The sequence below is a fragment of the Taibaiella soli genome (assembly GCF_003236175.1).
Taxonomy (GTDB): Bacteria; Bacteroidota; Bacteroidia; order Chitinophagales; family Chitinophagaceae; genus QKTW01.
This window is the reverse complement of the sequence record NZ_QKTW01000027.1, coordinates 187,792-200,372: the sequence shown is the minus strand read 5'-3', so window position 1 is coordinate 200,372 and position 12,581 is coordinate 187,792. Positions and strand designations below refer to the sequence as shown.

11 protein-coding genes are annotated in these 12,581 nt (G+C 43.4%); 1 reads left to right on the top strand and 10 read right to left on the bottom strand.

Annotated features, from left to right (window positions below):
* Window positions 1-48 precede the first annotated feature (48 nt).
* From DN068_RS20680 to DN068_RS20635, 10 genes are all read right to left on the bottom strand, one after another.
* On the bottom strand, window positions 49-2,361 hold the full coding sequence (locus DN068_RS20680; protein ID WP_111000848.1) for an FdhF/YdeP family oxidoreductase: 2,313 nt from the start codon (window positions 2,359-2,361) through the stop codon (window positions 49-51).
* A gap of 26 nt (window positions 2,362-2,387) precedes the next feature.
* On the bottom strand, window positions 2,388-3,218 hold the full coding sequence (gene fdhD / locus DN068_RS20675; protein WP_111000847.1) for a formate dehydrogenase accessory sulfurtransferase FdhD: 831 nt from the start codon (window positions 3,216-3,218) through the stop codon (window positions 2,388-2,390).
* A 304-nt stretch (window positions 3,219-3,522) separates the two neighbouring features.
* Window positions 3,523-3,873 carry a hypothetical protein gene (locus tag DN068_RS20670; RefSeq protein ID WP_111000846.1) on the bottom strand — a complete coding sequence of 117 codons (351 nt, stop codon included), beginning with the start codon at window positions 3,871-3,873 and terminating at the stop codon, window positions 3,523-3,525.
* A 380-nt stretch (window positions 3,874-4,253) separates the two neighbouring features.
* The gene (locus DN068_RS20665; RefSeq protein ID WP_111000845.1) at window positions 4,254-5,300 is read right to left on the bottom strand and encodes a nucleoid-associated protein; all 1,047 of its coding nucleotides are present in this window, start codon (window positions 5,298-5,300) and stop codon (window positions 4,254-4,256) included.
* 38 nt (window positions 5,301-5,338) lie between these two features.
* Window positions 5,339-5,902 carry a hypothetical protein gene (locus tag DN068_RS20660; RefSeq protein ID WP_111000844.1) on the bottom strand — a complete coding sequence of 188 codons (564 nt, stop codon included), beginning with the start codon at window positions 5,900-5,902 and terminating at the stop codon, window positions 5,339-5,341.
* Window positions 5,903-5,968: 66 nt separating this feature from the next.
* The gene (locus DN068_RS20655; protein WP_111000873.1) at window positions 5,969-6,277 is read right to left on the bottom strand and encodes a rhodanese-like domain-containing protein; all 309 of its coding nucleotides are present in this window, start codon (window positions 6,275-6,277) and stop codon (window positions 5,969-5,971) included.
* An 11-nt stretch (window positions 6,278-6,288) separates the two neighbouring features.
* Complete coding sequence (locus tag DN068_RS20650) at window positions 6,289-8,136, bottom strand: T9SS type A sorting domain-containing protein (protein ID WP_123985436.1); 1,848 nt, start codon at window positions 8,134-8,136, stop codon at window positions 6,289-6,291.
* A gap of 3 nt (window positions 8,137-8,139) precedes the next feature.
* Window positions 8,140-8,988 carry a PASTA domain-containing protein gene (locus tag DN068_RS20645; protein ID WP_111000842.1) on the bottom strand — a complete coding sequence of 283 codons (849 nt, stop codon included), beginning with the start codon at window positions 8,986-8,988 and terminating at the stop codon, window positions 8,140-8,142.
* 45 nt (window positions 8,989-9,033) lie between these two features.
* Window positions 9,034-10,050 (bottom strand): D-alanine--D-alanine ligase, encoded by a 1,017-nt coding sequence (locus tag DN068_RS20640; RefSeq protein WP_111000841.1) that lies wholly within the window; start codon window positions 10,048-10,050, stop codon window positions 9,034-9,036.
* A gap of 112 nt (window positions 10,051-10,162) precedes the next feature.
* Entirely contained in the window at window positions 10,163-10,858 is a 696-nt protein-coding gene (locus tag DN068_RS20635; RefSeq protein ID WP_111000840.1) for an alpha/beta fold hydrolase, read from the bottom strand.
* A gap of 118 nt (window positions 10,859-10,976) precedes the next feature.
* Here DN068_RS20635 and DN068_RS20630 point away from each other — a divergent pair, with 118 nt between their 5' ends.
* On the top strand, window positions 10,977-12,371 hold the full coding sequence (locus DN068_RS20630; protein ID WP_111000839.1) for a DUF6600 domain-containing protein: 1,395 nt from the start codon (window positions 10,977-10,979) through the stop codon (window positions 12,369-12,371).
* Window positions 12,372-12,581 lie beyond the last annotated feature (210 nt).

Below are 12,581 nucleotides of genomic sequence, written 5' to 3'. Positions count from 1 at the left end.
GGTGTTCAGTTTTAATCAAAAATCATTGCAAAGGACGTCTATTTTACTTTAAGATGTACATTTTTTTAGTTTTATTACAATCAGCTTACTCACCGGAGTATTGCTTTTTTCGGCTGTACTTTTGATAGGAACCAACACATTTGTTTCAGGAAAATACGTAGCAGTACACTGGCGGGGGATGGCAAAAGGCACGATAATAAACTTCCGGGCAATGCGTTCCACACCGTCATCGTAATTATGGAGATCTACGACATCGCCGTTTTTGAACCCGAAATCATAGATATCAGCCTGGTTCATGAAAATAATGCGCCGTTCGTTATGAATACCCCGATAGCGATCATCCAGGCCATAAATCGTTGTATTAAACTGATCATGACTACGGATTGTCATCATCATCAGTTCATCCTTTTCTAGTTTTTGTACCGTTACATCTGCTACGTGGAAATTTGCCTTTTGAGTTGTCGTATCAAATTTGCCAACGCGTGAGTTATTAGGCAGATAAAAACCGCCTGGTTCGCGCACTCTTTTATTATAGTCATCAAATCCGGGAATTGTCCGTTCAATATCGGTGCGGATATGGTCATAATGATTGAGGTACTGATCCCAGTTAACGACAGATCTGCCGTTAAGTGTCGCCTTTGCCAGATGACAGATAATCGCAGGTTCGCTCATTAAGTCATCCGAAACCGGTTTAAGTATTCCTTTCGACATCTGCACCACACCCATTGAGTTTTCGCAACTTACGAACTGCGGCTCCCTTCCGCCGGTCATATCCATATCGCTGCGGCCATAGCAGGGTAGTATGATCGCTTCTTTTCCGTGAACGAGGTGAGAGCGGTTCAGTTTTGTAGAAACATGCACTGTCAATGCGCAATTCCGCAGCGCTTCCGCGGTGTAAAGCGTATCCGGCGTAGCCGAAAGAAAGTTCCCGCCCAGGGCAAAAAATACTTTTCCTTTTTCATCATGCATGGCATGAATGGCTTCAACCGTATCGAAACCATGTTCCTGCGGCGGATGAAAACCGAAGTTTTGCTCAATGCTGTTGAGAAACGCCTTGGAAGGTTTTTCGTAAATGCCCATTGTCCGGTCGCCCTGTACATTACTATGCCCGCGAACCGGACAAGTACCGGCGCCTGGTTTACCGATACTTCCTTTCAGTAGCAGCAGATTTACCAGTTCACGGATGGTCGCTACTGCGTTTTTATGTTGGGTCAAACCCATCGCCCAGCAGGCGATGATTTTCTTTTTATCTTTTAAAGCCGCTGCAGTTTCGCGGATCTGATCAATGTGAATGCCGCATTGATCCGCTAATTCCTGCACATTATACTGCTTTAGGTGATTGATGAATTCCGAATATCCAGCAGTTTGATTTTCAATAAATTCATGATCAAAAATACTCCCCGGATTTTTCTGTTCTTCTTCCAGCAATAGCAGTTCAACAGCCTTTAGCAACGCCATATCGCCGTTGATTCTTACATGCAAGAAAATATCCGTGAGCACACTTTCAATGCCGAGGATTCCTTTTACTTGCTGTGGATTGTCAAAACCCATGAGACCAGTTTCCGGCAGGGGATTGACCGAGATAATCATTGCGCCGTTCCGTTTTGCTTTTTGCAAGGCCGACAGCATCCGCGGGTGATTCGTCCCCGGATTTTGTCCGAGAATCATAATTACTTCTGCCTCGTAAAAATCCTCCAGCGTAACCGAACCTTTACCAATGCCCACCGATTCATTCAACGCAACACCGCTGCTTTCATGGCACATATTGGAGCAATCAGGCAGATTATTAGTACCATATTCGCGAACGAAAAGCTGATATAAAAAAGCGGCTTCGTTGCTGGCACGGCCAGAAGTATAAAATATAGCTTCGTTGGGATGACTTAAATGGTTGAGATGAGCGGCGATTTTCTGAAATGCGTTGTTCCAGCTGATCGGCTGATAATGCGTAGCGCCTTCCGGCAGATACATAGGTTCTGCAATCCGGCCTTTCTTCCCGATTTCGTAATCCGTGAGCTGTGCCAGATCATACACGGAATTGTCCCGGAAGAAATCAGCTCTTAATCTTTTCTCTGTAGCTTCCTCTGCTACCGCTTTGGCGCCATTTTCGCAATATTCCGCAATACCCGAGCGTTCGTCATCCGGATCAGGCCAGGCGCAACTCGGACAATCAAAACCTCCTTTCTGATTCAGCGCCAGTAAAGCTTTCATGCCGCGAAAGATGCTCATTTCGGCCTTGATATGCTTAAAACTGGAGATAACGGCAGGAATACCGGCAGCAACGGTTTTTGGTTTCGAAATCCTGATGCCCGTAAAATGTTCCGGATTCTCGGGATTCGGAATCAGTGGGATATTGGTTGCCATCTAAATATGTTTTGGAAATTGCTTCGCTAAAATACAATTCTTTGTTCGCCGGAATATATATTGAAACGTTCGCCGCGCAGAAAACCAACAAGCGTGATTTCCTGGTCCTTGGCCAACTGTACAGCGAGACTGGATGGTGCGCCAACCGCAGCCACCAGACGAATGCCAGCCATTGCTGCTTTTTGTATTAATTCAAAGCTCGCCCGGCCGCTCAGCAGCAAGATATGATCCTGTAGTGGCACCCTGGCTTCATTGAGCATCGCACCAATCACTTTATCCAAAGCATTATGGCGACCCACATCTTCGCGCACAATCAGGTTGTTCCCGGAAAGATCAAAAAGTGCGGATGCATGTAAACCGCCCGTACTTTCGAATACCTCCTGAATTTGGGCTAATTGATCGGGGAGACTGTAGAGCGTAGCCGCCGGAACTGTAAAATGATGAGATTGGAAAAGTTTGTTTCGAACCACTTTAACGGCATCAATGGAAGATTTACCACAAACGCCGCAGCTGGATGTTGTATAGAAATGACGTTCCATTTGCTGTGTATCAGGTGTTACGCCTTCGCTCAGTGTTGCAACGATTATATTTTCGTCGTCGGAAATATGCCGGATATCTACCACATCGTCTGCGGATTGGATAATGCCTTCTGTAAAAAGGAAGCCCATGGCCAGCTCGGCGTCGTTGCCGGGTGTTCTCATCGTTACCGACAGACTTTTCTGTGTTCGGTCATCCGGAGGTCCCATCAGCAATCGTAATTCCATTGGCTCTTCCGCCGCCAGCAGATCTTCCATTTCGACCACACTGGCAGCATTGATTTTTTTAATCACCGTTCGATGAACTGCTGTGTTTATCATGCTGTAAAATTACGTCAGTTAATTGAGGCAATTCGTTAATTGCTGAAATAAGTCAGTTGACGTCAAATGCTTAAAACGAGCAACAGGTTAAATAAGTTACGGTTATAAAAAAGCGGCGAACTAGCCATTTAACCAATTATTTCTTTGTCCCAGAAGGCAATAAATTAAGCCAGTACGCTCCTTTTTCACCGTACAATTTTGTTCTATAATTTACATTATGTTAAGTATGTAAGAGTTTTTACTGAGAATATGAAAAGAATTGGCTGTTTGATGCTCTTTTTCAAAGCAATAAACAGCCATCATGTTACTTGAATTTTATCACGTCAGCTCTGCTTGAGCCATCGTTGGAGAAAAACAAAATAAGACCATCAGCTTTGTAATACTTTTGCTTCGCCTGCGTAACAAAATTTTTCTTCGTTGTTTCATAATTTGTTGATGGATCACCATTTATCGAACCCATCACCGTATATGAAACTTGTGGTTTGCAGTCAGTAAAAATATAAAGGCCACCATCGCGATAAGCACTTGCAGCAGCATGTTTTACAAATGGCTTTGCCTCTTTATTAGCTGTAGGCTTATTACTCTGTTCATTTTTAGTCTGTCCGAAGGTTGTAGATAAAACCAGGGCTAATGGCAACACGAGTAGTTTTTTCATTTAAAAACGTTTTTTGTTGACTGTATATCAAATTGCATGCCAAATTTTTACAAAAAAAAGCCAGTGTAAGAATACACCAGCCCCTATAAACCCTATTGTTTGTTTATAAACAATTATCGTGCCAACACTTGCTCAGCTTCAATAAGCCGACAATGCTGTAAATCTTCAAATCCATAAAATTGTCTTAAATGTTCTGTATTATGTTAAGCAAGATCTGCTTTTCCGTAACTTTATACCGACCATAACAGATAAGCTTTAAAGCCATGAAAAAAATTGAGGGTTTGGACCGGTGTGAATGACAAATAAAATAACCGACAATACTCCAGATAAAAGCCTCCGCATTTTTGCGGAGGCTTTGTTATTTCAATGCACGAAGGCGTTTAATTTTCTTCTTCGAAATAAATTTTATAGTAGTTCATACCCACTTGCGGGTCGTAACCTTTCTCGATCATGTCGCTATTGCCGTGGATATACACGTGAAAGTTCTTATCGAGTTTAAGAACGCTTTTGAAAACACGCGATTGTTTTTTTACCGCCTGACTGGAAATGTCGAAATTATTAGCAAATTCCACCTCATAGTTTTCCTCAAATTGCTTTTCATACTTGCGGAAGGAATCGATTAGTTCTGGTATTTTAAACACTTCCTGCTCAAACTCTTCTTTATTGAATTCTTCTTTTTTCTTGAAATAATCAACGGATTTGTTCAAATAATCAATCTGCTCTACTTTGGTAACTTCATATTCGCCTGGAATCTGATCAACGATAAATTCCTTGCAGAGCTTCAGGTAATCGTGCGTCGTATGATATTCATCGGCTGAAGCGCGCACTTTTAGAAAAATGTCTTTCCAGAACTGAGCTTCGTTGCCTTTGTTGGTTTTGTCTACTACATGTACGCGGTAACCTTCTTCTCGCTCAATATTGAAAATCAGGCAGCCTTTGTCCATCTTGTTCGGATTAACACCTTCATCTGGTTCAAACAAATAACCGCCGCGGGTTTGGTTGATTTTTAGAAATTTTTCCTTCGATTCGGTTTTATATATCCCGATCGCGTCTACCATCTTACCATCTACCGGGCAACCTTTGAAATATGCGATGTGAACTTCGCCGCTTTTGATGTTGGGCAAATTGGTGGCTTCATGTAGATGACGCGCAATATTTGCCGATTGTAACGCAAATTCATCCGGATTATCGAAGATCGCAGAGGCAAAATGCATGATTTCGTGCAATTTCAAATCGGAAGCATGCCAGAAATGAAAAGATGCCGCTTCCTGGAACGGCGTCAGGAAATACTGCAGCAAAACACTTTTGAGTTCGTGCGATTCCAGCTCCACGAGCTCTTTTGAAATATAAATATCTTCTCCGTTGGCTTTATTACCCACGTAATGGGTAGCCAGCATATCGAGTCGGATGTCGGAAATTGAAAACATTCTAGAAGCAATAAGAGCGCAAAGAAAAACAAAAATGCCTAGTCGAGCATTTTCATGATATTATTATCTACCAGCTGGAAGAAATGTAATGGCTGGAAAGTTCGCCAGGCCGGTACGTCCATCAGTTTTACATACCAGTCAATATGTGATCGCTGTACGTCGTATTTGGTTTGTTCCGGCATATTAATAGCCACAATCCACCCGCCATCGTCTTTTATATCATCACTCCATTCTTCGTAATAATCACGGTCACTGCTGTGGAAATTCATTACGTTTTCAGTAACGAGAACAAACTTGTAAATGCCTTTTGCCACCAATGGATCTATAATAGAACGTTTCAGTTGCATGATATCATTTTCTACAGCGTCGTTCCACTCTCCTATCATTTCTATGATAACAAAGTTGAAATCGTAATCAGCGTAAAGGATTTTCAGATATAAAGTGCGGGATCCGAAATCGTCCCACTGCGGATGTATATAGTAATTATAAACAGTGTTGCTGAATTCAAATTCGCTGTACTCGCGGCCGAAGAAAGGTGAATTTTCATCTTCTTCCGCTGCGTACAGATGTCTCCAGTTGAAATATGGTTCTATATCGTGCAATGCGCTCCCTGTTTTTATTGTAAAAATAGCCCGGCGTTACGACCGGACTATTTCTTTAAAGTTATCTTATTTTCCGAATTTTTCCTGCCACGCTAGGATGCCGCCTACCACGTTTTTCACATTTGTGAAACCCATTGTTTCGAGCATCATGCAAGCCTGCATGCTTCGTTTTCCGGAACGGCAATGAATGATCAGTTCTTCATTTTTCAGCGGTTCCAGATCATCGATTTGCATACTCATAATGTTTCCAAGCGGAATGAGTTTTGCATCAATATTGTATTCCGCATATTCATTCGGCTCGCGAACATCAATTACGTTTAAGTGCTCGCCTGCGTCCAGACGGCTTTTCAATTCGTCTACTGTTATTTCTTGCATGTGTTGGTAAATTATAATTTCACGATTTTTTCCGGCTGCGTCCATTGATCGTTTTGCATTGATCTCACAGTATAAACGCCCGGTGAAAAATTACTGATTCCAATCGGTTTATCATTGGATGTCTGCCCCTTCAGCACTATCCTGCCCTGTATATCAGCAATCTCAAAGTTAAATGGTTTTGTGCTATTCAGCTGTGACAGATAAATAACATCGTTTGCCGGATTTGGGTAAACGACCGTCGCTTTTGGCGTATGTACGTCAGCTACTGCAGTAGGTGTAAAGTTTTCGCCCAATATCGGACGAATCATCAACGCACCACTGACACTTGAAGAAACCCAATTGTCCAGAACGTTATAATAGGCATGGTTGCCCCCTACTCTATTCAAGTCCAAACCGATATATAAACTGTCGGAACCGCTCAGTGCCGGTTGTAAGGTGCCAATATAAAACTGCCCTGCAGGCATAAGTACTGGTGTGGTAAAGCGGTAATTCCAGAAATGATTGACCGAATCATAGCTTGGCTGCAGCAAATCCTCCTCATAAACGACGCTTTCTGCCGGACTGTTTGGCGTGATGCTGGCGTATACAATTGCCGAGAAAAATTTGTTCGTACCCATTGGAACCTGACGTCCGAAATAGATAGAAATCCCCCAGATTGTATCGGGTTGTGCAAGATTATATTCGATTGCAATTTTACCCGGCAGCGTCGAGAATAAATTCAGGAAATAGCTTTTTTCGGCTGTTCCATCATCATAGGCCAGATAATTATCAAAAATCTGCTGCTGGATAATTGTGTCGTTTGCTTTGGGCTCCGTCGCGGCAGTGCCACTTAGCGCGAATTTATTTTCAAAAATTACTTTGTTGTAGGTACCCGGTGACGCAATTGTATTGGTATATACATTTACCGAAGTCTGCAGATCTGTGTAGTTTCCTATTGCCAGCGGATTGTTGGAAGAGGAAGACAGATGGGCGCCTGTTGTGGTTTCATTGGCATCCAGTGAAAATACAAGTGATTTCGGCGTCGAATAATTGTTCCGCACATAAACATTTTGCGTGTTTGCCCGGAAAGAATTTGGATTAACGAGGAAATGACGATACGGCATGTACGTAAGGTCATTCAGCATAAAACCGGGATTCTCGGAAAATGCCACATCATTTACCGCAGTATCATTGATATTTCGATTAGCGTCGAAACGCACATAATCCAGGTTCCAGATGTCATCGTTAATATTTATTGATGCGATATTTACGAAGCGAAACTGGAATTGACTGTAGAAAAATTCTGTATCAGTCACCGGAATCATAACTTGAGCAAACGGGACTGAGGTATCTCCGTCTACAGACCAAACCTGGCGCCATTCGCCATTCCGCTGTAACATGTACAGTTCCAGAGAATCTCCGGCATCTGGTGCGAAACCCATTCCCGCCGGCTGATAAAAAAAACTGAGATAAAGACTATCACCTGGCGTGTGTCCGCTGAGATCTATCGGAACAGAAGTAAGACTATCTGCATAGCCAACCGCGTTTCGGTTAAGCGAATCATACGGTACACCATTTGCGTTGAGCGCATCAAACGTGGCCACACCTCTGGTGATCGGTGCCACACCCATTGTATTATTGATGTACACCTCATTTTCCATCCAGTTATTTTTGTCCGGAAGAGCGCTGTAAGTGGTGAAATCATCGAAGAAAGGCAGACTTGCGGCAGTGGTTCGCTGCAACGGTTTCAGTTCCTTCTTCGCTGTTTTCACGAATGGATTATAATTAACGGGCGCAACGTGCTCTTGTGCTTTCAGCGAAAAGCCGAAAGTCAGCAAAGCGACTATCTGCGCCAGTATTGATATTTTTTTCCAAATCACGTGCTATGGAGTTTTTTTAGCAGTATCGGTACTGTTTGTACTATTACTAACTGCGGAACCGCCTCTTCTATTGTTCTGGATCTCGTCATCCGTTGGCGATTGTTTGATATAAATACCAATTGCATCGCCTTCGCGAATACGGTTTGGCGCCATCATATCATTAGTCGCGTGTGGTTGCTGATCGTAAATCACCGCGCTGCCTGAGTCTGTGATTTCGCCTTGCCAAACGGCTTCTCCTTTTAATCCGGAAGCGCTCAGCGTTGCCATCGCTTCATCATAAGAAATGCCGATCAGGTCGGGCACATTCATTTCTGTCTCGCCCAGACCATCACCGATTACCAGACTGATAACGCTGCCCTGCGAAATAATTTGTCCGGGGCGGATGACCTGTCCATTCATCGACTGTTCTAAAATCGCACCTTTGGCAATATCTGGTTTGTAAGAAGTATCACCCAGCACCAGACGGTTGCTTTTCAGAATCAGGACGGCACTACGGTAAGAAAGGCCAATCAGGTTTGGCATGGCCGTTTTCAGCGGCTCAGCTTTGTTGACAGTAAGAAACAGCGTACGGCCATGTTTGACTACAGCGCCTACTTCCGGTTGCTGACCCAAAACCACAAACGGTTTTTGATCCGGTTCGTATGCGGAATCGATCTGTACATCAAATCCTTCTTTGGTGAGTTGTGCCAATGCCACTTTGAGGTCCTGTCCAATAATCTTTGGGACCTTTACCTCTTCGCCGTGGTGAGTTAATAAGCCAAGGCTCAGGAAGAATAAAGCATAAAGCCCCGCGCAAAGCACGAGGACAATAATGAGGTTAAATAAAAAAGACTTTTTTAATCCGCCTTCCATATTGTGTTTTAATGGAAATCAAAAAATACGAAAATCTGTCTGCAATTAGATCTCGGTCGCCACTACATTTTTAGGCGCGCTTAGCGATTCTTCCAGCAATGCGCCGTAAAAATCGGTCAGGTTGAGGCCTGCTGCACGGACTTGTTGCGGAATCAGACTGTTTTCGCTTTGTCCCGGCATGGTATTTACTTCCAGGAAATACAATTTATTAGTACCATTTTGGAGAATAAAATCCATCCGTACAACGCCACGGCAATTCAAATGGCGATAAATGTAAGCAGCTTTATTTTGAAGCTGTTCCAATACGTCATTTGAAATAACAGCAGGCGTTATCTCATTGGTGACGCCTGGCGTATATTTTGCTTCATAGTCAAAAAACTCGTTCTGACTCATGATTTCAGTAGGCGGCAATACATGTAGCTGTCCGTTTACTTTATATACACCAATTGTCAATTCACGACCTTCGATAAATTCCTCGATCAGTACCTGATCGTCTTCTTTAAAAGCTTTTTCGATCGCCGGCAGCAATTCTTCTACCAATTTCACTTTGCTTACGCCGAGGCTGGAACCGCTTTCATTTGGTTTTACGAAAACCGGCAGACGCAAATGTTCTAGAATATTGCCCATTGAATAAGGTTCGCCTTTGATCAGATGCACTGAATTCGCAATACCTACAATGTTAAATGCTTTTACCACTTTGTTGCAATAGCTTTTATTGAACGTAAGCGCGGAAACGATTGCATTACAGGTTGTGTACGGAATCTGCAACATATCAAGATAACCCTGGATGCGGCCATCTTCGCCTGGTGTGCCGTGAATGGCTATAAAAACTGCGTCGAAGCGGATGTGTTCGCCGCCGATCTGCAGTGAAAAATCATTTTTATCTACAGAATATTTAGCACCGTCTGCTGCCTCATGCCACCAGCCATCGCGAGTCACAACGATTTTGTACGTGCTGTATTTGCTGCTGTCGAGATTGTTTTCTATGGTCTGTGCAGACTTGATAGAAATTACATATTCACCGGAATATCCCCCTGCCAGCAATGCTATATTTTTCTTCATAGATTTTAACCAAAATGTTGTTGCCAAAGGTAATAGAAAATAAACAGGCACTAAAATGGAATCAGGAAAGATCTGCCTGTTTTTGTGAATATTATCAGAAATTTTTCATGCTTTAAGCACCCTCGTGATTAAAGAAACGGTTGATATAGAAGCCAACCAGGTCCAGGTCTGCCTGTTCAATCGGATGACCGGTAGCCGGCAGCATACCCATTTGTGCATTTGGCAGGGTTTTATAAACCCGAAGTGTTTCGTCTAAAGTCACCATCTTATCACGATCTCCAAGCAACATTAATACGGGAATTTCAATGGCTGCGTAATCTTCTGTTGTCATTGCGTTTTTCTCGCCCAAAGCGGTAATCATATCAGCCATTCGCGCTAGTACTTCTTTCCAGTTGTTTGGCGTGTGGCGTTTTTCAAGACTTTCTGCGAATGCCGGAACCTTTGCGGTAATCTTTTCCGGATTAATCATTTGCTTTTCTTTTTCTGCAATTTCTTTGTTCCAGTCAAATTTGGTTGCCAGTGTCATTAATTTCAAAACATGTTTTGGATAATGTTTGGCGAGATACATGCCAACGAAACCGCCCATGCTGAAGCCAAAGATGTTTACCTGCTCAATACCGTTCTGGTCGAGATATGCCAATACCTCTTCTGCAAAAAGCGGAATGGAAAATGGCTGCTCCGAAAATGGCTCACCACCATGTCCTGAGAAATTTAGTATATGTACTGTAAAATCCTTGCTGAGCTTGTCAGCCAGCGGCTTCAATTGATCCGCAGCGCCAATGGCACCATGAAGTAATAGAATATGCATCCGTGAATTTATAAAATGATTTAAACTCTTTAACATTGTCTTGTGAGATTTTGGCCAGTAATTTGTGTTTAATTAGGTAAGAGCAAGTTTCATTTTGACTTTTTAACCAAACCATTTTATGAGCACTTTATTGAAAAAAACAGGACTCGCACTGGCATTATCTTTATTTTTTATGACGCCCGCCACAAAATCAGTTGCACAGATTTATAATGATGAGAATTATAATGACAATGGCAATGGGGATTATGTAAATTATAATGACAATAACGGTTATGCCGCTTCTTACCAGAATTTCTACGACGCATTATCACCTTACGGACAATGGATACAGGATCCGAAGTATGGTTATGTATGGTTGCCGAATGTGGGACCGGATTTCCGTCCCTACTATAGCAGTGGTCACTGGGTAATGACCCAATATGGGAATACCTGGGTTTCTGATTATCCGTGGGGCTGGGCACCGTTTCACTACGGTCGCTGGACTTTCGACGGCTACTATGGCTGGATCTGGATTCCAGGAAATGAATGGGGACCGGCATGGGTTTGCTGGCGTTCTAACAACGACTATTACGGCTGGGCGCCAATGGGGCCTGGCGTGAGTATCTCTGTTTCTTTTGGATGGAGCTACCCGATGGACTGGTGGGTATTTATTCCTAACCGCTATATCTACTATCCGCGCTTCCAGAGTTATTACCGTGGTCCACGTTATAACACGACCATTATTAATAATACCACGATCATCAATAACACGTATATCAACAATAGCCACCACACTACGTATGTTACAGGTCCACGTCCAACGGACATTCAAAATGTAACACATCAAAGGGTGAATGTCTACAATATTTCAAATTCAGGCCGTCCGGGCACAACAACTGTGAATAATAATACTGTGAATATTTATCGTCCTACTATCAACAGAGGACAGAATAATAGCAGTGCACCGAGGCAGATCGTACGTCCGCAACAGGCAATTGGTTCACCTGCGGCAATAAGTAATAATCGTCCTCAAGGTCGGGAAACGGTACTGAACGCGCGTCCGGTGACCAATACACGTCCGCAGTATACGCAACAGCAGAATCCGGGTTCACAGGCAACGCAGGCAGCAAGACCAGTACAGGTACAGCCAAACCAGAGTTTGCAAACACAACCGGCCCGTCAGCAACCGACACAAGAACCGGTAAGACAACAGCAATGGAATCAGCAACAACCGACGCAGCAGCCGGTAAGACAGCAACAATGGAATCAACCACAGCCTGCGCAGCAGCAACCTCAACGTCAGCAGTGGAATCAACCACAGCCAGTTCAACAGCCGCAGCGTCAGGACTGGAGCAGACAGCCAGCTCAACCGGCGCAACAACCACAGCGCCAGGAATGGAATCGTCCTCAGGCACAACCGGTACAACAGCCGCAGAGAGCACCGCAACCAATGCCACAGCAACAACCGCATATGGAGCAGCCAAGATCTCAGCCAATGCAACCGTCAGCACCAAGGTCTGAACCAAGACGATAGTCCTCAGTTGAACTGATAGATAATTTAAAGGTTGTCCCTGCTTTACGGGACAACCTTTTTTTGTATTGTTCATTATATTATGTGGTGGGATGTGAATAATTTTTAATGTATTTTCAGGGATATTTATTTGTTCGTTAGAGTTCAGTCTAAATAAGATTTTTACCGAATGCCAAAGGGGAAATGCAGATTTTTTTTGAAATCAGTGGCTCA

Bases quoted from the DNA above. Each gene is read 5' to 3' on its own strand.
- DN068_RS20640 (WP_111000841.1), bottom strand. From the start codon at position 10,050: ATGAAGAAAAATATAGCATTGCTGGCAGGGGGATATTCCGGTGAATAT.
- DN068_RS20670 (WP_111000846.1), bottom strand. From the start codon at position 3,873: ATGAAAAAACTACTCGTGTTGCCATTAGCCCTGGTTTTATCTACAACC.
- DN068_RS20655 (WP_111000873.1), bottom strand. From the start codon at position 6,277: ATGCAAGAAATAACAGTAGACGAATTGAAAAGCCGTCTGGACGCAGGC.
- DN068_RS20645 (WP_111000842.1), bottom strand. From the start codon at position 8,988: ATGGAAGGCGGATTAAAAAAGTCTTTTTTATTTAACCTCATTATTGTC.
- fdhD (WP_111000847.1), bottom strand. From the start codon at position 3,218: ATGATAAACACAGCAGTTCATCGAACGGTGATTAAAAAAATCAATGCT.
- DN068_RS20680 (WP_111000848.1), bottom strand. From the start codon at position 2,361: ATGGCAACCAATATCCCACTGATTCCGAATCCCGAGAATCCGGAACAT.
- DN068_RS20665 (WP_111000845.1), bottom strand. From the start codon at position 5,300: ATGTTTTCAATTTCCGACATCCGACTCGATATGCTGGCTACCCATTAC.
- DN068_RS20630 (WP_111000839.1), top strand. From the start codon at position 10,977: ATGAGCACTTTATTGAAAAAAACAGGACTCGCACTGGCATTATCTTTA.
- DN068_RS20635 (WP_111000840.1), bottom strand. From the start codon at position 10,858: ATGCATATTCTATTACTTCATGGTGCCATTGGCGCTGCGGATCAATTG.